At 69.7% G+C, this 19,812-nt stretch carries 21 protein-coding genes; 13 read left to right on the top strand and 8 right to left on the bottom strand.

Going from position 1 to position 19,812, the window contains the following annotated elements:
- Positions 1-26: 26 nt before the first annotated feature.
- The 5 genes from KOF26_RS01885 to KOF26_RS01865 are packed head-to-tail and all read left to right on the top strand — an operon-like array spanning position 27 to position 3,586.
- Positions 27-1,571 carry a sensor histidine kinase gene (locus tag KOF26_RS01885; protein ID WP_253201045.1) on the top strand — a complete coding sequence of 515 codons (1,545 nt, stop codon included), beginning with the start codon at positions 27-29 and terminating at the stop codon, positions 1,569-1,571.
- Positions 1,568-1,993: an HPr kinase/phosphorylase gene (locus KOF26_RS01880; RefSeq protein WP_216319073.1), complete on the top strand. Its 426-nt coding sequence runs from the start codon at positions 1,568-1,570 to the stop codon at positions 1,991-1,993. The genes KOF26_RS01885 and KOF26_RS01880 overlap by 4 nt, the downstream gene beginning before the upstream one ends.
- Positions 1,990-2,913, top strand: a complete 924-nt coding sequence (gene rapZ, locus KOF26_RS01875) for an RNase adapter RapZ (protein ID WP_216319070.1) — start codon at positions 1,990-1,992, stop codon at positions 2,911-2,913. The genes KOF26_RS01880 and rapZ overlap by 4 nt, the downstream gene beginning before the upstream one ends.
- On the top strand, positions 2,910-3,317 hold the full coding sequence (locus tag KOF26_RS01870; RefSeq protein ID WP_216319068.1) for a PTS sugar transporter subunit IIA: 408 nt from the start codon (positions 2,910-2,912) through the stop codon (positions 3,315-3,317). The genes rapZ and KOF26_RS01870 overlap by 4 nt, the downstream gene beginning before the upstream one ends.
- Positions 3,314-3,586: an HPr family phosphocarrier protein gene (locus KOF26_RS01865; RefSeq protein ID WP_216319065.1), complete on the top strand. Its 273-nt coding sequence runs from the start codon at positions 3,314-3,316 to the stop codon at positions 3,584-3,586. Before KOF26_RS01870 ends, KOF26_RS01865 begins: the two co-directional genes overlap by 4 nt.
- Positions 3,587-3,588: 2 nt before the next feature.
- On the opposite strand, the gene KOF26_RS01860 is transcribed toward KOF26_RS01865, so the two are convergent.
- Positions 3,589-3,813, bottom strand: coding sequence for a hypothetical protein (locus KOF26_RS01860; RefSeq protein ID WP_216319062.1), 225 nt, complete (start codon positions 3,811-3,813; stop codon positions 3,589-3,591).
- 113 nt (positions 3,814-3,926) lie between these two features.
- Here KOF26_RS01860 and KOF26_RS01855 point away from each other — a divergent pair, with 113 nt between their 5' ends.
- Together KOF26_RS01855 and KOF26_RS01850 are read left to right on the top strand one after the other, a co-directional pair.
- Complete coding sequence (locus KOF26_RS01855; RefSeq protein ID WP_216319059.1) at positions 3,927-4,730, top strand: TrmH family RNA methyltransferase; 804 nt, start codon at positions 3,927-3,929, stop codon at positions 4,728-4,730.
- 2 nt (positions 4,731-4,732) lie between these two features.
- A complete protein-coding gene (locus tag KOF26_RS01850; RefSeq protein ID WP_216319054.1) occupies positions 4,733-5,332 on the top strand; it encodes a glutathione S-transferase family protein in 600 nt (199 codons plus the stop codon).
- A gap of 20 nt (positions 5,333-5,352) precedes the next feature.
- Here the strand turns inward: KOF26_RS01850 and KOF26_RS01845 are convergent, their stop codons facing one another.
- From KOF26_RS01845 to KOF26_RS01830, 4 genes are all read right to left on the bottom strand, one after another.
- On the bottom strand, positions 5,353-6,756 hold the full coding sequence (locus tag KOF26_RS01845) for a DNA recombination protein RmuC (RefSeq protein WP_216319051.1): 1,404 nt from the start codon (positions 6,754-6,756) through the stop codon (positions 5,353-5,355).
- A gap of 30 nt (positions 6,757-6,786) precedes the next feature.
- Positions 6,787-7,248 (bottom strand): NfeD family protein, encoded by a 462-nt coding sequence (locus KOF26_RS01840; RefSeq protein ID WP_216319049.1) that lies wholly within the window; start codon positions 7,246-7,248, stop codon positions 6,787-6,789.
- 5 nt (positions 7,249-7,253) lie between these two features.
- Positions 7,254-8,186 (bottom strand): SPFH domain-containing protein, encoded by a 933-nt coding sequence (locus KOF26_RS01835; protein ID WP_216319921.1) that lies wholly within the window; start codon positions 8,184-8,186, stop codon positions 7,254-7,256.
- A 75-nt stretch (positions 8,187-8,261) separates the two neighbouring features.
- Positions 8,262-8,516 (bottom strand): hypothetical protein, encoded by a 255-nt coding sequence (locus KOF26_RS01830; RefSeq protein WP_216319046.1) that lies wholly within the window; start codon positions 8,514-8,516, stop codon positions 8,262-8,264.
- A 42-nt stretch (positions 8,517-8,558) separates the two neighbouring features.
- Here KOF26_RS01830 and KOF26_RS01825 point away from each other — a divergent pair, with 42 nt between their 5' ends.
- From KOF26_RS01825 to KOF26_RS01800, 6 genes are all read left to right on the top strand, one after another.
- Positions 8,559-9,368, top strand: coding sequence for an HpcH/HpaI aldolase/citrate lyase family protein (locus KOF26_RS01825; protein WP_216319045.1), 810 nt, complete (start codon positions 8,559-8,561; stop codon positions 9,366-9,368).
- Between the two features lie 27 nt (positions 9,369-9,395).
- On the top strand, positions 9,396-10,883 hold the full coding sequence (locus KOF26_RS01820) for a M28 family peptidase (protein WP_216319042.1): 1,488 nt from the start codon (positions 9,396-9,398) through the stop codon (positions 10,881-10,883).
- Between the two features lie 18 nt (positions 10,884-10,901).
- Positions 10,902-12,359, top strand: a complete 1,458-nt coding sequence (gene guaB, locus KOF26_RS01815) for an IMP dehydrogenase (RefSeq protein WP_216319039.1) — start codon at positions 10,902-10,904, stop codon at positions 12,357-12,359.
- A 257-nt stretch (positions 12,360-12,616) separates the two neighbouring features.
- Entirely contained in the window at positions 12,617-14,554 is a 1,938-nt protein-coding gene (locus tag KOF26_RS01810; RefSeq protein ID WP_216319036.1) for a CocE/NonD family hydrolase, read from the top strand.
- Between the two features lie 297 nt (positions 14,555-14,851).
- On the top strand, positions 14,852-16,021 hold the full coding sequence (locus tag KOF26_RS01805; protein WP_216319033.1) for an RsmB/NOP family class I SAM-dependent RNA methyltransferase: 1,170 nt from the start codon (positions 14,852-14,854) through the stop codon (positions 16,019-16,021).
- A 32-nt stretch (positions 16,022-16,053) separates the two neighbouring features.
- A complete protein-coding gene (locus KOF26_RS01800; RefSeq protein ID WP_216319030.1) occupies positions 16,054-16,584 on the top strand; it encodes a tetratricopeptide repeat protein in 531 nt (176 codons plus the stop codon).
- Here KOF26_RS01800 and rsmA read toward each other — a convergent pair.
- From rsmA to KOF26_RS01785, 3 genes are read right to left on the bottom strand one after another with little or no spacing between them, the layout of a single operon-like run.
- Positions 16,581-17,402 carry a 16S rRNA (adenine(1518)-N(6)/adenine(1519)-N(6))-dimethyltransferase RsmA gene (rsmA, locus tag KOF26_RS01795; protein WP_216319027.1) on the bottom strand — a complete coding sequence of 274 codons (822 nt, stop codon included), beginning with the start codon at positions 17,400-17,402 and terminating at the stop codon, positions 16,581-16,583. The two genes, KOF26_RS01800 and rsmA, sit on opposite strands and share 4 nt — an antisense overlap.
- On the bottom strand, positions 17,399-18,436 hold the full coding sequence (pdxA, locus tag KOF26_RS01790; protein ID WP_216319024.1) for a 4-hydroxythreonine-4-phosphate dehydrogenase PdxA: 1,038 nt from the start codon (positions 18,434-18,436) through the stop codon (positions 17,399-17,401). Before pdxA ends, rsmA begins: the two co-directional genes overlap by 4 nt.
- A complete protein-coding gene (locus tag KOF26_RS01785) occupies positions 18,414-19,796 on the bottom strand; it encodes a peptidylprolyl isomerase (protein WP_216319021.1) in 1,383 nt (460 codons plus the stop codon). Before KOF26_RS01785 ends, pdxA begins: the two co-directional genes overlap by 23 nt.
- Between the last annotated feature and the right edge of the window lie 16 nt (positions 19,797-19,812).

Raw genomic sequence — 19,812 nt, 5'->3', positions numbered from 1 at the left:
ATCTCGCCGTGCGCTGGACGGGGCGCATGTCGCTGACGGCGCGCATCCTCGCCGTGAACGTGTTCGCGCTGGCGATGCTGGCTGGCAGCTTCGTCTATCTCGATTCCTATCGCTGGCGGCTGTCCGACGATCGGGTCGCCCAGTTCGAGACGGACAGCCAGATCATCGCCGTCGCCATTACCGCCGTACCCGGGCCGATGCGCGCGGCGCTGTCGGTGCGGCTTGGGCAGGTCGGCGACGTGCGGCTGCGTGCCTATGGCCCGGACGGGACCAAGCTGCATGACAGCTGGGCCGTCGGGCCGCCCACCTACGAGCTGCGCGATCCGCGCACCGAGCCGTGGCAGAAGCATGTCGCCCGCTTCCTTGATCGCGGTTTCGATCGCATCGTCGGGGCGCCCAATTTCGCGCCCTTCGTCGAACCCGAGGTCGATCGCGCCGGCGCCTGGGATGAGGTCAGCCGCGTCATCGCCGGCAGCAAGGTGGAAAGCCGCATCCGCGAGGCGCCCGACCGCACCCCGGTGATCTCCACCGCGCTGCCCATTCCCGGCCGCCCGGGCGAGGTGCTGCTCGTCACCGGCAGTGCCCGCGACATCACCCGCGGCGTGCGTGCCGAACGTTCGATGCTGGCGCTGGTGGTGGCCGGCGTGGTGCTGTGCTCGGTGCTGCTGTCGCTGTTCCTGGCGCGCACCATCGCCCGGCCGCTGCGCCGCTTGGCGCGCGCCGCGGTGCGCGTGCGGCTCGGCCGCGCCCGTGACGTGGTGATGCCGCGCCTGCCCGGTCGCCGCGACGAGATCGGCATGCTCGCGCGCGCACTCGCCGACATGAGCCAGGCATTGAGCCGCCGCATCGACGCCGTCGAGGCGTTCGCTGCCGACGTCACCCACGAGCTGAAGAACCCGCTCGCATCGCTGCGCTCGGCCGTCGACAGCCTGGAGCGCGTCAAGGATCCGGTGCTGCAGGATCGGCTGATCCACGTCATCCGCGACGATGTCGTGCGGCTGGATCGCCTGATCACCGACGTCGCCGATATCTCCCGTCTCGATGGCGAGCTTGGCCGCGCGCGCTTCGAGCGCATTGATCTCGGCCCGCTTATCGAGGGGCTGCTCGAGGCGCGCGAGACGCGCGGCGCCAATGGCGATGTCCGCGTCGCCTTCGCCCGCCCCTATGTGGAGACGGCGGTGGTGATGGGCGACGGCTCGCGGCTGGCGCGGATGATCGCCAATCTCGTCGATAATGCGGTGTCCTTCTCGCCCCCGGGCGGCCTCGTGAAGGTCGGCGCCGTCCGTGTCGGGCCTGAGGAGGGTGAGGGCGACGTGCGTATCACCGTGGACGATGAGGGGCCGGGCGTGCCCCCCGCCCAGCGTGAGGCGATCTTCCGCCGCTTTTATTCCAGCCGCGCCGATGATGACAGTTTCGGCCGTCATTCCGGTCTCGGCCTCGCCATCGCGCGCGCCGTCGCCGAGGGCCATGACGGCCGCATCGAGGTGAGCGAGCGCGGGCAGGGGCGCCCCGGCGCGCGCTTCGTCGTCACCCTGCCCGCCGCACCGCGCCTCGCCGGGGAGCCGGCATGAGCGGCACGATCCACGCCAGCTGCGTTGCGATCGGCGGCTGGGGCGTTCTGCTCGCCGGCGAATCGGGGCGGGGCAAGTCCGACCTTGCGCTTCGCCTCATCGATCGCGGTGCGGAGCTGGTGAGCGACGATTATACGCTGATCGCCGCCGAGGGTGACCGGCTGGTGGCGCGCGCACCGCGGACGATCGCCGGGCGGATCGAGGTGCGCGGACTGGGCATCATCGCGATGCCGTCGCGCCCTGAGGCGGCGGTGGCGCTGCTCGTCGACCTCGGCGAGGCGCCGGTGCGCATGCCGGACGAAGGCGAGACCCGGCTGCTTGCCGGCATCGCCGTGCCGCTGGTGCGGCTCGCCGCGCTGGAGGCTTCCGCGCCGCTCAAGGTCGAGCTGGCGCTGGCTCATCTGGGCAGGCACGGCGCATGAGCGAGGTCGTGCCGCAGCGCGTGATGATCGTCACCGGCCTCTGCGGCGCCGGCAAGACCACCGCGCTCAAGACATTCGAGGATCTCGGCTGGGAGGTGGTCGATAACATCCCGGTGCGGTTGTTCGACCGCCTGCTCGGCGTCGCCCCCGCCGCCCATGCGCCCGAGGAGCGCCCGCTCGCCATCGGCCTGGGCAGCGCCACGCGCGGCTTTGACGGCGGCCGCATCGTCGCCGAGCTGGCGCGCAGCGGACATGACGTCGAGATCGTGTTCCTCGATTGCGCCGATGCCGAGCTGGAGCATCGCTTTTCCGCGACCCGCCACCGCCACCCGCTGGCGCTGGATCGCCCCGCCGCGCTCGGCATTGCCGAGGATCGTCGCCAGATGGCCCCGCTGCGCGCCCGCGCCGATCACCTCATCGACACCACCGGCCTCACCAGCAACGCCCTCCAGGCGGAACTCCGCCAGCGCTTCGGCAGCGCCGGAGGGCAGGGGACGATGACGCTCGCCATCCTCTCCTTCGCCTTCTCGCGCGGCTTGCCGCGTGCCGCCGATCTGGTGTTCGACATGCGCTATCTGCGCAATCCGCATTGGGACGTCGCGCTCCGCCCGCTGACCGGCCGGGATCCCGCCGTCGCCGACTATATCGCGGGCGACCCGGCCTATGAGGAGTCGCTGGAGCGGATCGAAGGGCTGCTGAATCTGTTGCTTCCCCGCTACGCCGGGGAGGGAAAGTCCTATGTTACAGTGGCTTTCGGGTGTACCGGAGGGAAACACCGGTCGGTTCACGCGGCGGAGCGTGTGGCGGCGCTGTTGCGCTGCAGCGGTTTTTCGCTCACGGTCCAGCACAGGGACCTCGCGCACGCCGCCATCACACAAGAGCGGCCAGCCGGGGAGCATGGCGCGGGTGGGATTGAATGATTGGTTTGGTGCTGGTGACGCACGGACGACTCGCTACCGAGTTCGTCAATGCGATGGAGCATGTGGTCGGGCCGCAGGAGGCGATCGCCGCGATCTGCATTGGCCCCGAGGACGACATGGAAGCCCGGCGCGAGGAGATCGCCGCCGCCGTCGGTCGTGTCGATGACGGCAGCGGGGTGATCCTGCTCACCGATCTGTTCGGGGGTACGCCCTCCAACCTCGCCATCAGCCTGATGAAGAGCGAGCGGGTGGAGGTTATCGCCGGCGTCAATCTGCCGATGCTTATCCGTCTGGACGGGGCGCGAAAGACGATGCAGGTTAAGGCTGCCGCCGCCGCCGCCCGAGAGGCGGGCAGGAAATATATATCGGTGGCGTCCGAAATTCTCGGAGAGGCTGCTGCATGACCCCAGTCCGACGGACGGTCCAGATCACCAACAAGCGCGGTCTTCACGCGCGCGCATCCGCGAAATTCGTCACGCTCGCCAGCCGGCAGCCGGCGAATGTCGAAGTGGAGAAGGACGGCTCCAGCGTCGCCGGCACATCGATCATGGGTCTGATGATGCTCGGCGCCGCGATGGGCGACAGCGTCACGATCAGTGCCGCCGGCGACGGCGCCGAGGTCGCGGTGCTGGCGCTCGCCGAACTGGTCGAGGCCAAGTTCGGCGAGGACTAGCGCTATCGCACGCCGGCCGCGCCCCGCGCGCGCCGGCCGAGATAGGCGGCGACGCCAAGCCCGGTGCCCACGACCAGCCACGTCGCCAGGATCAGGAACAGGATCGCGGCGAGCGGGGCGGTGATCGCGCGTACCGCCGCGCCGGTGGCCCTGCGCATCACGATGGCGGAGCGGCGTGGCGGCGCGACGATTCGCATCGCGCCGAAGTCGCGTGACTGCATCAACATATGGTTCTTCCCCCCGGGGCGGGTGCTTCCCGCGCGGCCACGGCATTTCCATGTTTCTGGTTTCGTTTCGGTTAAGTCTGTTCCTCCACCAGGGCATCGGCTAACCCGCCAGCATGCCGCGCGTCATCACCGCCTTCTCCAATCCGCTGGTCAAGCGCGTACGCGCGCTTCGCGATAAGAAGCATCGCCGCGACGAAGGCATGTTCCTTGCCGAGGGGCTCCGCATTCTCGCCGAGGCGGAAGCGGCCGGTCGCCTGCCGCGCTACATCTTCCACACCGCCGACACCGCCGGCCATCCGCTCGTCCGGCGCCTCTCTGCGGCCGCCGAAACCGCTGGCGGTGAGGCGATCGAGACCGATCGGGACATTCTGCACAAGCTGTCGGGCAAGGATAATCCGCAGACGGTGCTCGGCGTCTATGACGAGTTCGCCACCGATCTTGGCGCCGTCGATCGCAGCCGGGCCGATATCTGGCTGGTCGCTCAGTCGCTGCGCGATCCGGGAAATCTCGGCACCATCCTGCGCACCGGCGACGCGGTCGGCGCGGGCGGGCTGATCCTGATCGACGATTGCGTCGACCCCTTCTCGGTCGAGGCGGTGCGCGCCAGCATGGGTGCGCTGTTCACCCAGCAGGTGGCCCGCGCGCGCTGGCCGGATTTCCTGTCGTGGCTAAGGGCAGGGGAAGGGCTGCTCGTCGGCCTCAGCCTCGACACGTCGGAGGATTATCAGGCGCCGCGCTATCCGCGCCCGACCTTCCTCCTCGTCGGCAACGAGGCGCAGGGCCTGCCTGCCGACTATGCGGCGGCCTGCGACGTGCGCGTCAAGATTCCGATGCAGGGCGCCGCCGACAGCCTCAACGCCGCGGTGGCGACGGCGGTGATGGCCTATGAGGTGCTCAACCAGCATCGGCGGGGGTGAGCATGGAGCTTTACTACGCGCCGACCTCCCCCTTCGCGCGCAAGGTGCGGATCGCCGCGCATGAACTCGGGCTCACCGGGCGCCTCGTGTTGCGGCGGGTCGATCCGTGGACGGACGCCGGCCTCCGCGCGCTCAATCCGCTCGCCAAGGTGCCGACGCTGGTCACGGATGAGGGGGGCGTCCTCTATGAGTCCGCTGTCATCTGCGACTGGCTGGACAGTCTCGGCCCGATCCGCCGGCTGATCCCGGCGGAGGGCGCGGCGCGGTGGCGGGCGCTTCTTCTGCAAGGGCTCGCCGACGGCGCCTGCACTGCGGCAGGGCGCCTGTTCGCTGACGAACGGCGCCCGGCCGGACAGCAAGTGCCGGCGATGATCGCCCGATTCCATGAGGCGCGCGATGCCGCGCTGGACAGGCTGGAAATCACCGGGCTCGCTGACGAGGCGTGGACGATCGGCGAAATCGCCGTGGCGGCATTGCTCGGCTATCTCGATTTCCGCTGGCCGGAACGGGACTGGCGCGCACATCGCCCCTCGCTGGCGGCGTGGTGGCTGGCGATGCGCGGCCGGCCTTCCCTGATCGAGACGGCGCATTCCGTCGCCTGATCGACGGGGCGCCGGGTCGCCTACTCCGCGGCCTCCGCCGTGCCGTCGGCCAAGGCGGACAGCTTGGTCGAGCCGATCGCCGTCGCGTCGATCAGTGACACCGGCTCGATCGCCTTGCCGGAGGTGTCGACCTTGAGCGCCTCGAAGCGGCGCGCGCTGGTCAGGACGTTGCGGTCGAGGCTCGAGACGAAGGCGTTGTAGGCTCCCGTCGCCTGATTGAGGTTACGGCCCAGCTTGGCGACGTGGTCCCCCATCACCGCCAGGCGGGCATAAAGCTCCTTGCCGAGCGCGCCGATCGCCTCGGCCTGCTCGGCAAGCTTCTCCTGCCGCCACATGCCCGCCATGACCTTGGCCAGCGCCAGCATGTTGATCGTGGACGCGATGATCACGCCGGATCGGAACGCGGTCTCGATCAGGTCCGGGGCGCGCTCGGCGGCGGCGGCGAGGAAATGCTCGCCCGGGATGAACATGATCACGAAATCGGGCGATAGCTCGAATTGCCGCCAATAGCCCTTGCGCCCGAGATCGGCGGCATAGCTGCGCATCGCATTGGCATGGGCGAGCAACAGCGCGGCGCGGCGCTCCTCATCCTCTTCGTCGAAAGCCTGTTCGAAGGCGACCAGCGGACATTTCACGTCGATGACGATGCAGCGCCCGCCCGGCAGGTGGATCACGCAGTCCGGCCGCAACAGCCGCTCGCCGTCATTCACCGCGCCTTGCAGCGAGAAGTCGACATTCTCCGACAGCCCGGCCGATTCCAGCACGGTCCGCAACTGCTCCTCACCCCAGCGGCCGCGATGCTTCGGGCTGGAGCGCAGCACATTGGCGAGCCGCGCCGTCTCGCGCCGCACCACGTCATTGCCCTGGGCGAGCTGGGTAACCGTCTGGCGCAGTTCCGCGTAGGAATCGACGCGCTCCTTCTCGACGCGCGACAGGCCTTCCTCATAGCGTTTGAGCGTATCCTGCACCGGCGAGAGCAGGGCCTTGAGCTTGGTCTCGCTGTCCTTGCCGGCCTCGGCGAAGCGCTGGTCGGCGCGCTCGAGGAAATTGCGCTGTGCCTCGGCGAGCAGCTTGGTGCCGACCTCCCCGAATTGCGCGGCCAGAGCCTCGCGCGCCTCGTTGAGCTGGGCGATCTGCGCGGCATGAGCGGCGGCGCGCTCCTCCGCCTGAGCGCGTGCCGCGCCAAGCGCCGTCTCGGCGGCGACGGCGCGTGCCTCCGCCGCGGCGCGCTCCGCCTTCAGCGGCTCAACCTGCTTCGCTTCCGTCGCGGCGGCGGCGAGCTCGGTGATGGCGCGGTTGAAATCACGACGAACCTCGTCGCGTTCGCCGCGCGCGGCGGCGAGGCCCTGCCGCCCGAGCAGCCAGCCGGCGCCGAGGCCGGCAAGCAGCGCTACGATCAGGCCGATGACAAGCGCGGGATCCACGAGGCCTCCACTGGAACGGAAGGCGAACTTTTAGCGATTCCCGCGCCCTTGTCCACTCCGCCTGCGGCGCGTCACGATCAGGCAGCCATTCTCCACCGCGACGACGCGCACCTTGTCGCCGGGGCGCGCCGGGTCGCCGCGTGCCGGCCATGTGCCATCGGCGACCCGCACCCGGCCGTGATCGGCATTCACCGTCTCCTCGACGATGACGATGCTGTCGATCAGGCGCGCGGCAGGGTCGTTGAGCATCAGCGTCTCGTCCGGCAGCACTTCCGTCGTCCAGCGCCGGGCCACCAGCACGGAAAGGACCGTCACCACCGCGAACAGGCCGAGCTGCGGCACCAGCGCCACCCCGGAAGCGAGCGTCAGCGTGCCGGTGACCAATGCCGCCAGCCCGATCCAGATCAGGAAATAGCCCGGCAGCAGGATTTCCGCCGCGGCCAGCGCGAGGCCGGCGCTGATCCACGCCCAGGCCGGATCGATCCCGTCCACGCCGCTCAGCCCTCCCGGCTGGTGACACGCGGCACGCCGCCGGCCGGCGGGGCGGGCGGCGTGCCCGCCTTGCCGGGCGCCAGCGCCTCGCGCGCAATCTCGCCGATGCCGCCCAGCGTGCCGATCAGCTGCGTCGCCTCGACCGGGAACAGGATGGTCTTGGCATTGGGTGACGAGGCGAACTGGGCCACCGCCTCGACATATTTCTGCGCCACGAAATAGTTTATCGCCTTGGCATCGCCGCCGGCGATCGCTTCGGAGACGAGGCGGGTGGCGGTGGCCTCGGCCTCGGCGGCGCGCTCGCGCGCCTCGGCGTCGCGGAAAGCGGATTCGCGCCGTCCCTCGGCCTGGAGAATCTGGCTTTGCTTGGCACCTTCGGCGCGCAGGATCTCGGAGGCGCGCGCGCCCTCCGCCTCGAGGATGCTGGCGCGCTTCTCGCGCTCGGCCTTCATCTGCCGGGCCATGGCGTTGACGATGTCCGCCGGCGGACGGATGTCCTTCACCTCGACGCGGGTGATCTTCACCCCCCACGCCACGGTCGCGTGATCGACCACGGAGAGCAGGCGGGCGTTGATCTCGTCGCGCTTGGACAGGGTCTCGTCGAGGTCCATCGACCCCATCACGGTGCGCAGGTTGGTCGTCACCAGGTTGAGGATGGCGTTGTAGAGGTCGGACACCTCATAGGCCGCCTTGGCGGCGTCCAGCACCTGGAAGAATACGACGCCGTCGGTGGAGATCATCGCATTGTCGCGGGTGATGATCTCCTGCCCGGGGATATCAAGCACTTGCTCCATCACGTTCACACGCCGTCCGACCCGATCGGCGAACGGCACGATGAAAGTGAAGCCCGGCCGCGCCACCTGGGTGAAGCGGCCGAACCGCTCGATCGTGTATTGATAGCCCTGGCGGACCACGGTCACGCCGGCGAAGACGAACATCACCGCAAGCAGGGCGAGGAGAGCAAGGGCGAACAGCAAGGGATCATCCTTCCGCGGCGGTCATGATTGCGGATGTTATGCGCCGTTCGCGGATGTCCGCCAATATGCGCGCGGCGCAATGGCCGGCGCAGCGCCCTGATGCATGGCAACGGGACCGGCGTCGTGCGCGATATCGACGAGGTGGAGCGCCGGGCGCGCCGGGCAGCGCCGGCCGGCGATGCGGACGCGATCGCGCTGGTCCGCCGATGGACGAGCGATCGGCGACATCAGGCGGAAAAACGACCCGGCGGTCCGAAGGCGGGGGGCGGGCTTGACATGGTTGCCCTTCATGCGGCGTTCGTGGCGCCAGGCCAGACAAGGAGGGCCAGCCGCATGCATCTCTCCCCCGATCGTCCGCGCCGCTCGGCGCTGTTCGTGCCCGGCTCGAACGACCGCGCGCTCGCCAAGGCGGCGGCGCTGCCCTGCGACATGATCATCGTCGATCTCGAGGATTCGGTTCGTGACGACGGCAAGGACGGCGCGCGCGATGCCGCCATCGCGGCGCTGGCCGAGGGTTTCGGCCGGGCCGAGGCGGGCGTCCGCCTCAACCTGCGCGGCACCCCGTGGCACGTCGGCGACGTCACCGCGGTGCGCGCATCGAAGGCGACCTTCGTGGTGCTGCCCAAGGTCGAGGACGCGGTCACCGTCGCCACCGTCGCGCGGGGCGTCGAGCGACCCGTGCTGGCGATGATCGAGACGCCTGCCGGCGTGCTCGCCGCGCCGTCGATCGCGGTGGCGTGCGCCGGGTTGATCGTCGGCACCAACGATCTCGCCGCGACGCTGCAGCTGCCGCCGGGCAGCGGGCGGGGCGGGCTCGGCTTCGCGCTGCAAGCGGTGGTGCTGGCGGCGCGCGCGGCGGGCGTGCCCGTGCTGGACGGGGTGTTCAACCGGCTCGACGATGCCGAGGGCCTCGCCGCCGAATGCGCCGAGGGCCGTGCGTTCGGCTTCGACGGCAAGACCCTGATCCATCCTGCCCAGATCGCCACCGCCAACGCCGCCTTCGGTCCGACGCCGCAGGAAGTGGAGGAGGCCCGCGCGCTCATCGCCGCATTCGGGGGCGGGGCGGAACGCTTCCGTGATCGCATGATCGAGGCGATGCATGTCGCGCAGGCGCGCCGCGTGCTGGCGCTGGCGGGAGAGTAGGAGCGGGGTTGCGCTAAGGCGAAGCTGGTGCCAAGGCCGGATATGCCCCGCTTCTTCGCTGCGACTCTCGCCCTGTTCCTCGCCACGGGGGCCGGTGCTGCCGCTGTTTCGCCAAGGGCGATCCCGGAAACGGTGAGCGTGAAGGAACTGCAGGCGCGCATCGCCACCCTTGCCGACGACAAGTTCCAGGGTCGCCAGCCCGGCACCAGGGGCGGCCTGCGCACCGAGGCCTATGTCGCCAAGGCGTTCGCCCGGGCGAAGCTCGCGCCCGGCGCGGCGGGCGGCGGCTGGCGGCAGACGATCACCCTCGTGCGCCGCACGCCGGTCACCGCCGCATTTCGCCTCGGCCCGGTCGGAATCGGCGCGGACCAGCTTGCCCTGACCGGGCGCGGCGGTTCGGAAGGTCTGGACGGGGCGCCGGTGTTCTTCGTCGGCGCGGCCCTGCCCGAGCAGATCGCCGACACCGATCTTCACGGCGCCATCGTCCTCCTCGCCAGCGAGCTGCCCGGCGGCGGTCATGGCCTCGGCGATCGGGAGGAGGCGTTGCGCGCCGCCGGCGCCGCCGCCATCCTGATCATTCCCGCTGCCGACGCCGATTGGCCGGCCTTCGCCGCCGAGCAGGGCGGCCGCGCCCGCCTGCCCGATTTCGGCGCGAGGATCGAAGGCGCCATCGCCCGGCCAGCCGCGGCGCGGCTCGCCCAGTTCACCGGCCAGAGCTTCGACGCGCTGCTGACCGCCGCCGGCGGCGCCGGGTTCCGGCCCCTCCGTCTGCCGGGCGGCGCCACCCTCAGCGCGGAGACGCGCGTGGCGCCGTTCCAGACCGCAAACATCGTCGGCAAGGTGGCAGGCAGCGATCCCGCGGCTGGCGCCGTGGTGCTGAGCGCGCACTGGGATCATCTCGGCGCCCAATGCCGCCCCGAAGGCGCGCCGGATCGCATCTGCAACGGCGCCGTCGACAATGCCAGCGGCACGGCGATGCTGATCGAGATCGCCCGCCGCGTCGCTGCCGGCCCGCGGCCCCGGCGCGACGTCTATTTCCTCGCCACCACCTCGGAGGAGCTGGGCCTGCTCGGCGCCAGAGCCTTTGCCGACGCGCCGCCGGTGCCGCTCGGCCGCGTCGTCGCCAATCTCAACATCGACACCGCCGCCATCGCGCCGGCCGGCATGCCGGTCGCGATCATGGGCCGCGGCCGCACCCCCGCCCTCGACACCGCCATCGACGCCGCCATCCGCAAGGCCGGCCGCCAGCTCGACAGCGACAATGAGGCCGACATCATGCTCAAACGGCAGGACGGCTGGGCGTTCGGCGAGAAGGGCGTGCCGGCCGTGATGGTGTCCGGCTCGTTCAGCGACATGAACAAGCTGATGGCCTATCTTCGCGCCAATTATCACGGGCCGCTGGACGATGTCGCCCATCTGCCCCCGCTCGACGGGGCCGCCGAGGATGCGACGCTGCACGTCGCACTCGCCCGCGCGCTCGCCGATCCTGCCCTTTATCCCTCCCCCCGACGTTAAGAGACACCAGAGACTCCCATGGAAATCCGCCTCGGCCTCACCTTCGACGATGTCCTCCTCCAGCCCGGCGCCTCCGACGTGCTGCCGAGCCAGGCGGATACCCGCACCCAAGTGACGCGCGATATCGCGCTCAACATCCCGATCCTCTCCGCCGCGATGGATACGGTGACAGAGGCCGACATGGCGATCGTCATGGCGCAACTGGGCGGCCTCGGCGTGCTCCACCGCAATTTGTCGGTGGAGGAGCAGGCCGCCGCCGTCCGCGCCGTCAAGCGCTTCGAGAGCGGCATGGTCGTCAACCCGATCACGATCCTGCCCGATGCCACGCTGGCCGACGCGCAGGCGCTGATGCAGGACAATCGGATCTCCGGCGTGCCGGTGGTCGAGGCGTCCGGCAAGCTGGTCGGCATCCTCACCAATCGCGACGTGCGCTTCGCCGAGAACCCGCGCCAGCCGGTGCGCGAGCTGATGACCTCGCAGAATCTGGCCACCGTCCCGGCCGGTGTCGGCCAGGACGAGGCGCGCCGCCTGCTCCACCAGCGCCGTATCGAGAAGCTGCTGGTGGTGGACGACGCCTATCGCTGCGTCGGCCTGATCACGGTGAAGGACATCGAGAAGGCGGTGAACTATCCCGCCGCCACGAAGGACGGTTCCGGCCGGCTGCGCGTCGCCGCCGCCACCACCGTCGGCGACAAGGGTTATGAGCGCACCGAGGCGCTGGTCGACGCCGAATGCGACCTGATCGTCATCGACACCGCCCATGGTCACAACCGCGACGTCGCCCGCGCCGTCGAGCGGGTGAAGCGGCTGTCCAACTCCGTGCAGGTGGTCGCCGGCAACGTCGCCACCGCCGAGGCGACCCGCGCCCTCATCGATGCCGGCGCGGATGGCGTGAAGGTGGGCATCGGCCCGGGCTCGATCTGCACCACCCGCGTCGTCGCGGGCGTCGGCGTGCCCCAGCTCACCGCGATCATGGACGCGGCCGAGGAAGCGGCCAAGTCCGGCGTGCCGGTGATCGCCGATGGCGGCCTGCGCACCTCCGGCGATCTCGCCAAGGCGCTCGCTGCGGGCGCCGGCACGGTGATGGTCGGCTCGCTGCTCGCCGGCACCGCCGAGGCTCCGGGCGAGACCTTCATCTATCAGGGCCGCGCCTATAAATCCTATCGCGGCATGGGCTCGGTCGGGGCGATGGCGCGCGGCTCCGCCGATCGCTATTTCCAGCAGGACATCAAGGATCAGCTCAAGCTCGTGCCCGAGGGCATCGAGGGCCAGGTGCCGTTCAAGGGCCCGGCGCGCGACGTGATCCACCAGCTGGTTGGCGGTATCAAGGCGGCGATGGGCTATACCGGCGCGCCCACCATCCCGGAACTGAAGGCGCGGGCCCGCTTCGTGCGCATCACCAATGCTGGCCTCCGCGAAAGCCACGTCCACGACGTCTCGATCACCCGCGAGGCGCCCAACTACCCGACGCGCTAGGGAGGCGAATGCTCGCCGGCAATTTGCACCCGTCATGCTGAACCCTGAAACACGTTCAGGGCAGGCCTGTTTCAGCATCCATGTCAGCACCGGCGCCTTCGCTGGTGGAGAGAGATGGACCCCGGATCAAGTCCGGGGTGACGGGTTTGTTTGGCGGCGGCGGCTCGCCCCCCGACGCCGCGCATTTCATTTCATTGCTCCCATCGCCCGCCGGTCCTAAGACCGCGGGCATAAAGTCGTTCAGGGATGGGCCCCAGATGAAGAAATCGCTGATGTTCCTGCCGCTCGCGGCGCTGATGTTCACCGCCGCCATCGCGCAGGATGCGCCCGTCTGGCCGGCGAGCGGCAACGACATTCCGGCGAAGTTCAATCCGCCGATCACCGCCAACGCCGACTATATCAAGCGCGAGGTGGAAATCCCGATGCGCGACGGCGTCAAGCTGCACACCGTCATCGTCATCCCCAGGAACGCCACCAACGCCCCGATCGTGCTCACCCGCACGCCCTATCACGCCGATGCGCGGGCCAAGCGCTCGGACAGCCCGTCGATGCTGTCCACCCTGCCGCTCGCCGACGAGATCTTCGTGCGCAACGGCTATATCCGCGTCTATCAGGACATTCGCGGCAAGTATAAGTCCGAGGGCAATTACATCGTCACCCGCCCGGTGATCGGGGCGCTCAACCCGACCAAGGTCGATCATACCACCGACGCCTATGACACGATCGACTGGCTGGTGAACAAGGCGAACCTGCCCCAGTCCAACGGCCGCGTCGGCATGATCGGCTCCTCTTATGAGGGGTTCACGGTGGTGATGGCGCTGCTCCATCCGCATCCCGCGCTCAAGGTGGCGGCGCCGCAGAGCCCGATGATCGACGGCTGGATGGGCGACGACTGGTTCCACCACGGCGCGTTCCGCCTCGCCAATATCGGCTGGATCGGATCGCAGACCGGCTACAAGGGCGAGGGCAAGGCGCCGCCGTCCGGCGGCTATGACGATTACGACAATTTCCGCGAGGTCGGCTCGGCCAGCGAATGGGCGAAGAAGTCGGGTTATGACCAGCTTCCGGCGTGGGAGCGCATGTCGCAGCACCCCGCCTATGACGAATTCTGGTCCGGCCAGGCGCTCGACAAGCTGCTCGCCAAGTCCCCCTCCGACGTGCCCACCCTCTGGGAACAGGGGCTGTGGGATCAGGAGGATATGTACGGCGCCATCCACAGCTATGAATCGCTGGTCAAGGCCGGCAAGACCGCCAACAACTTCATCGTCATGGGGCCGTGGCGGCACAGCCAGATCAATCGCGTCGGCTATGAACTCGGGCCGTTCAAGTGGAACGGCGACACCGCCGCACAATATCGCGAAGACATGGTCCTGCCCTTCTTCAATCATTATCTGAAGGACGGCCCGGCCTTCACGCCGGCGCCGGCGGCGATCTACAACACGTCCGAGAATCATTGGGATTATTTCAAGTCCTGGCCGGCGGCATGCGAGGCCGGCTGCGAAACCCCGCTGCGTCCGATCTACATGCAGGACGATGACGGGCTCGGCTTCGGCAAGGGCGGGGCAGGGGGCGATTCCTACGTCTCCGATCCGGCCAAGCCGGTCCCGCACCTGCCGCGGCCGGTCAATTTCGGCGACGGCCGCTGGGGCGACTGGCTGGTGCAGGACCAGCGCAGCTATGATGGCCGGCCGGATGTGCTGTCCTATTCGACGCCGGTGCTGACCGCGCCGGTGCGCGTGTCCGGCGTGCCGATGGCCGACATCTTCGCAAAGACCACCGGCACCGACGGGGATTTCATCGTCAAGGTGATCGATGTGTTCCCGGCGGAGGATGCGACCGATCCGAAGATGGGTGGCTATCAGCTGGCGATCAGCCAGGACATCTTCCGCGGCCGCTACCGCAACAGCTTCGCCAAGCCGACCGCGATCCCCGCCAATCAGGTGCAGGAATACAAGTTCCGGCTGCCGGCCGTGAACCATGTCTTCGAGCCGGGCCACCGCATCATGATCCAGATCCAGTCGACCCAGTTCCCGGTCTATGATCGCAATCCGCAGAAGTTCGTTCCCAACATCTTCTACGCGAAAAAGGCGGACTATCAGAAGGCGACGATCACGGTGATGCGCGGCGGGGCGAATGCCAGCGCGGTGCTGCTGCCGGTGGTGCCGGAGGCGCCCGCCGGGCTGGTGCGGCGATAAGGCGCGGTCACCCGCTTCCGCCAACGACAACCGTTATCCGAACTTGTTTCAGCATGACGCATGAGCGTGGCGAGCCGCCGCAGCAGCAGGCTCGTCACCCTGAACCCTTCGACAGGCTCAGGCAGGCGTGATTCAGGGGGCCACTGCGCCACAGGCTCCGGCGTTTGTGGATGAGTGGATGCTGAAACAAGTTCGGCATGACGGGGAGGGGCGCGGCAGCCGCTTTCCTCGGCGTCACCGTTCCATTAACGTTCCGGCGATGCGCGCCTCCTCCCCCACCATTCCCATGCTCAGCCGATGACCCCGCAGGCCCGCGCCCAGGCGGCGATCGAGATATTGGATGCGGTGATCGCCGCCGCCCGCGATGCCGGCCCCGCCGCCGACACGCTCGTCCAGCGCTATTTCAAGGCGCGGCGCTATGCCGGTGCGAAGGACCGTCGGGCGGTGCGCGACCTCGTCTATGCCGCGATCCGTCGCGCCGGCGAGCGGCCCGAAAGCGGTCGGGCCGCGCTCGCCGGCCTCGCCGAGGATGATCCCGCCGTCGCGGCCCTGTTTGACGGCGCACCGCACGGCCCGGCGCCGCTCTCGCCCGGCGAGCCGCGCGCCCCGGCCGGCGTGGCCCCCAAATGGCTCGCCGCCAGGCTGGCTGCCACGCTCGGCGCCGGCGATCTTGCCGCGCTGCTCGAACGCGCGCCGCTCGATCTGCGCGTCAACACCCTCAAGGCGACTCGCAGCCAGATGCGCGCCGCCTTTCCCGACGCCTTCGACACGCCGCACGCGCCTGACGGCCTGCGCTTCCCCGAGCCGTTCGCGGTCGAGGCGAGCGCGCCGTTCCTCGCCGGTCAGGTCGAGGTGCAGGACGAGGGCAGCCAGCTGCTCAGCCTCGCCTGCGGCGCGGCGCCCGGGATGACGGTGGTCGACTTGTGCGCAGGCGCGGGGGGCAAGACGCTGGCGCTGGCCGCGATGATGGCGGGCAAGGGCCGGATCATCGCGTGCGACGCAGACCGCGCCCGCCTCGCGCGACTCGCGCCGCGTGCCGAGCGCGCCGGCGTGTCGATCATCGAGACGCGCCTGCTGGACGGCGGGCGCGAGGCCGAGGCGCTCGCCGATCTTGCCGGCGCGGCGGACATCGTGCTGGTCGACGCGCCCTGTTCCGGCACCGGCACCTGGCGGCGCAATCCCGAGGCGCGCTGGCGGCTGACGGCGGAGCGGCTGACCCGCCTGACGACGCTGCAGGCGCGGCTGTTGGCGGTTGCGGCGCGGCTGGTGCGGCCGGGCGGCGCGCTGGTTTACGGGGTCTGCTCGCTGCTGCCCGAGGAGGGGCCGGCGATCGCCGCCGGGCTCGACTGGCCGGCGGACGAGGTGGAGATCGGCGCCGGTACGCCCGCCCCGCCGGGCATTCGGCTCACCCCGTCACGTGACGGAACTGACGGGTTTTTCTTCGCGCGGATGCGGCGCCCGTGCTAGACGGGCGTTTCGTACCGTCTTCGGAGACGCTTATGCGCTTCACGCCGCCTGTCATCGCGCTCGGCCTCGCCCTGCTCACCGTGTCGAGCCAGGGTGTCGGCCAGAAGCCTGACGACGCCATCAATCCGCGCTCCACGGCGCTCGTCAGGCAGGCCGACGCGCTTCGTACCGCCGGCAATCTCACCGGCGCGCAGGATTTGCTGGAGACGGCGCTGGCGGTCGATCCGCGCAATCGCGACGCCTATATCGCGCTCGGCCGCGTCGCCCAGGCGCAGGCCCTGCCGGGCAAGGCGATCCGCTTCTATCGCGAGGCGCTGGCGCTCAAGCCGGACGACGTCAACGCGCTTTCCGCCCAGGGCGATGCCATGGTCCAGCGCGGCGCGATCGAACGCGCCAAGGCCAATCTCGCCCGCATCCAGAGCCTGTGCAAGACCACGTGCCAGCCCGCCACCACGCTTGCCGCCGCCATCGCCAAGGGTCCGCCGCCTGCGGTGCAGACCGCGCAGGCGAGTGACAAGGTGCCGCCCAAGGGCCAGGAACAGACGACGGTCAAGCCGAACTAGAGCGCTCGCGCGATCGCCACATATTCGGCGACGCTCACTGTCTCTGCCCTCCGCGCCGGGTCGATGCCGAGCTGCTCCAGTGCGCCGAGCGCGCCGGGCAGGGATTTCAGGCTCTGGCGCAGCATCTTGCGCCGCTGTCCGAAGGCTGCGGCCGTCAGCTGGCCGATCCGCGCCGCCGTCACCCCCTCGGGCGCGGCGGCCGGGCGGATATGCACCACCGCCGACATCACCTTGGGGGGCGGCACGAAGGCCGAGCGGTGTACCGTGAAGGCAAGGGACGCGCTGGTCCGCCATTGGGCGAGCACGGCGAGCCGGCCATAGGCGTCGCTGTCCGGCGCGGCGACGATCCGCTCCGCCACCTCCTTCTGGAACATGAGGGTGAGCGACGCCCACCACGGCGCCCATTCCGTGCCGGTCAGCCAACGGACGAGCAAAGCCGTGCCGACATTGTAGGGCAGGTTGGCGACGATGTGCGCGCCGCGCCCCACGGCCGCTTCCTCGTCCATATCCATCGCGTCGCCGGGCACGACGCTGAGCCTTCCCGGCGCCGCCTCCGCCAGTTCGGCAAGGGCGGGAAGGCAGCGATCGTCGCGCTCCACCGCCGTCACGCTGGCGCCGGCGCGCAACAGCGCGCGGGTCAGCCCGCCGGGACCGGGACCGACCTCATAGACGCGTGCGCCATCCAGCGGACCGGGCACGCGGGCGATCCGGTCCAGCAGCTGGCCGTCGAGCAGGAAGTTCTGGCCGAGCGCCTTCGAGGCGGCGAGCCCGTGGCGGGCGATCACCTCGCGCAGCGGCGGCAGGTCGTCGAGCGTCATCCCGCGGTGGCAAGCTCCGCACCGGCGCGCCGCGCGGCGCACTGGCCGGCCAGGGCGATGGCGGCGATCATCGCGCCCGGATCGGCCTCGTTCCGCCCGGCCAGCGCGAAGGCCGTGCCATGGTCGGGCGAGGTGCGCACGATCGGCAGGCCGAGCGTCATGTTCACGCCCTCGTCGAAATGCAGCGTCTTGATCGGGATCAGCGCCTGATCATGGTAGAGGCAGAGCGCCGCGTCATAAGTCGCGCGCGCGCGGGCGTGGAACAGGGTGTCCGACGCGAACGGGCCGCCGACATTGATCCCTTCCGCCGCCAGCCGCTCGATCGCCGGCTGGATCAGGTCGATCTCCTCGGTGCCGAGCGCGCCGCCCTCGCCGGCATGGGGATTGAAGCCGGCGATGACGATGCGCGGATTCTCGATCCCGAAATCGCGGACCAGCCCCCGCCAGGTGATCCGCGCCCGTTGCACGATCAGCTCGACGGACAGCGCGTCGCGCACCTTGACCAGCGGCAAATGGGTCGTCACCGGCACCGTGCGCAGCGTCGGGCCGGCCAGCATCATCACCGCATTCTCGCGCGCGATGCCGCAGCGCTCGGCGACGAACTCGGTCTGCCCGGGATGGGTGAAGCCGATCGCATAGAGCTGGGACTTGGCGACCGGCGCCGTGACCAGCGCCGCCGCCGTCCCCGAGCGGGTGAGGCCGACCGCCAGCTCGAGCGCGTCGAGCGAGCAGCGCGCGCCGGCGAGATCGGGCGCGCCGGGGGTGATCGGGCCGGTGTCCTGCACCTCGATCACCGGCAGCGCGTCGGGGAAGGCGGCCACGGCGTCGGCCGGATCGGACAGCCGGGCGATGGGGCCGGGCCACACGGCCTCAATGCTCAGCCCGTCGCCGACCGCGAAGAATGGCGGCAGCCCCGCCCTGTCGCGCGCATCCCACGCCTTCGCAACGATCTCCGGCCCGATCCCGCTGGGATCGCCGAGCGAGACGGCCAATGGCCTCACGGGGCGGGGGTCAGCGATAATCGACCACCGCATCGCGACGCAGGTCGCGCAGATAGCGGCGGGCGCGCATGTTGACGCGCTCTTCCTCCATCTGCGCCATGATCTGCTCGGGCGAGGGGCCCTTGGCCTGCTCCGGATCGTCGCGCCCGCACAGCACGAGGACCCGCACGCCATCCTCCAGCGAGCCGAACGGCTGGGTCGCCTGACCCACCGAAAGATTGAGGATCATGTCCTGGAGCTGCGGCGGCAGGTCGCCGGCGCGCACACTGTCATTCTGCACCACTTCGGCGCCCGGCAGCCCAGCGACCATCGCGTCGACATTGCCGCAGCCCTGCACCGCCTTGCCGGCGGCGGCGAGCTTCTCGACCAGCGGCGCGGCGCTGGCGCGGCTGGCGCCGGGCGGGAATTTCAGGGACACCTGTTTCAGGCTGAGCATCGCGTCGCGCGGATTGGCAGTGAGCACCTGACGCTGGTCGATCAGCACCAGCACGGAGAAGCCGCCGGGAATCGGGATCGGCTCGGACAGCTCGCCGCTGCGCATGCCCTTGATCGCGTTGCTGAGCGGCTCGGGCAGCTGCTCGGCACGCACCCAGCCGAGATCGCCGCCGACCGCCGCCGTCGAGGCTTCCGAATATTGGCGGGCATAGGCCACGAACGAGGCGCCGCCGCGGATCTGGGTGACGATGCGCTGGGCGTTGGCGAACACCTCGCTGGTGTTCTCCGGCGTGGCCGACAGGAAAATCTCGCCGACGCGATATTCGTTGGTGCCCTTGGCCGCGTTCAGCCGGTTGATGACCGAGCGGACCTCTTCCTCGCCGACATTGACGAAGGGCTCGACGCGCCGGCGCAGCAGGCGCTGCCAGGCAAGTTCGCCCTCGATCTGCCGCCGGATCGAGGCTTCCGAGGAGCCCATCGACTTCAGATACTCGCCGAAATCCTTCGGCGTGCGGCGGAAATTGCCGGCGACACGGTTGAAGGCCTGGGTCAGTTCATCACGGGTGATGGTGATGTCATTGGCCCTCGCTTCCTGGATCTCCAGCGATTCGTCGATCAGGTTGCGCAGCACCTGGAGACGCAGCCGCTCGCGCTCCTCCCCCTCGATCTTGCCGCCATTGGCGGCGAGGAACAGGTTCAGCCGCTGGTCGACATCGGTGTCGGTGATGATCGCGCCGTTCACGATGGCGGTGGCCTTGCGGACATTCGGGTCCGCCTTGCCGAACAGCTCGACCGAGCTCGGCAGTTTCAGATTGTCCGCGCTGTTGACGGGATTATCGGCGGGCGACGCATCCATCTGCGCCACGGCAGGAACGGCGACCGCGATGAGTCCGAGCGGGAGAAAGGCGGCGGCAAGGCGCGGGAAACGAGAGACCAAGGCTGTTACCGTTCCGAACATGCGAGGGTTGAAGCCC

The organism is Sphingomonas quercus (genome assembly GCF_018863195.1).
GTDB lineage: Bacteria > Pseudomonadota > Alphaproteobacteria > Sphingomonadales > Sphingomonadaceae > Solisphingomonas > Solisphingomonas quercus.
The sequence above is the reverse complement of the archived record's forward strand: the minus strand, read 5'-3'. Positions and strand labels throughout refer to the sequence as shown.

Bases quoted from the DNA above. Each gene is read 5' to 3' on its own strand.
- KOF26_RS01885 (WP_253201045.1), top strand. From the start codon at position 27: ATGTCGCTGACGGCGCGCATCCTCGCCGTGAACGTGTTCGCGCTGGCG.
- KOF26_RS01880 (WP_216319073.1), top strand. From the start codon at position 1,568: ATGAGCGGCACGATCCACGCCAGCTGCGTTGCGATCGGCGGCTGGGGC.
- rapZ (WP_216319070.1), top strand. From the start codon at position 1,990: ATGAGCGAGGTCGTGCCGCAGCGCGTGATGATCGTCACCGGCCTCTGC.
- KOF26_RS01870 (WP_216319068.1), top strand. From the start codon at position 2,910: ATGATTGGTTTGGTGCTGGTGACGCACGGACGACTCGCTACCGAGTTC.
- KOF26_RS01865 (WP_216319065.1), top strand. From the start codon at position 3,314: ATGACCCCAGTCCGACGGACGGTCCAGATCACCAACAAGCGCGGTCTT.
- KOF26_RS01860 (WP_216319062.1), bottom strand. From the start codon at position 3,813: ATGTTGATGCAGTCACGCGACTTCGGCGCGATGCGAATCGTCGCGCCG.
- KOF26_RS01855 (WP_216319059.1), top strand. From the start codon at position 3,927: ATGCCGCGCGTCATCACCGCCTTCTCCAATCCGCTGGTCAAGCGCGTA.
- KOF26_RS01850 (WP_216319054.1), top strand. From the start codon at position 4,733: ATGGAGCTTTACTACGCGCCGACCTCCCCCTTCGCGCGCAAGGTGCGG.
- KOF26_RS01835 (WP_216319921.1), bottom strand. From the start codon at position 8,186: ATGTTCGTCTTCGCCGGCGTGACCGTGGTCCGCCAGGGCTATCAATAC.
- KOF26_RS01830 (WP_216319046.1), bottom strand. From the start codon at position 8,516: ATGAAGGGCAACCATGTCAAGCCCGCCCCCCGCCTTCGGACCGCCGGG.
- KOF26_RS01825 (WP_216319045.1), top strand. From the start codon at position 8,559: ATGCATCTCTCCCCCGATCGTCCGCGCCGCTCGGCGCTGTTCGTGCCC.
- guaB (WP_216319039.1), top strand. From the start codon at position 10,902: ATGGAAATCCGCCTCGGCCTCACCTTCGACGATGTCCTCCTCCAGCCC.
- KOF26_RS01810 (WP_216319036.1), top strand. From the start codon at position 12,617: ATGAAGAAATCGCTGATGTTCCTGCCGCTCGCGGCGCTGATGTTCACC.
- KOF26_RS01805 (WP_216319033.1), top strand. From the start codon at position 14,852: ATGACCCCGCAGGCCCGCGCCCAGGCGGCGATCGAGATATTGGATGCG.
- KOF26_RS01800 (WP_216319030.1), top strand. From the start codon at position 16,054: ATGCGCTTCACGCCGCCTGTCATCGCGCTCGGCCTCGCCCTGCTCACC.
- rsmA (WP_216319027.1), bottom strand. From the start codon at position 17,402: ATGACGCTCGACGACCTGCCGCCGCTGCGCGAGGTGATCGCCCGCCAC.
- pdxA (WP_216319024.1), bottom strand. From the start codon at position 18,436: ATGCGGTGGTCGATTATCGCTGACCCCCGCCCCGTGAGGCCATTGGCC.
- KOF26_RS01785 (WP_216319021.1), bottom strand. From the start codon at position 19,796: ATGTTCGGAACGGTAACAGCCTTGGTCTCTCGTTTCCCGCGCCTTGCC.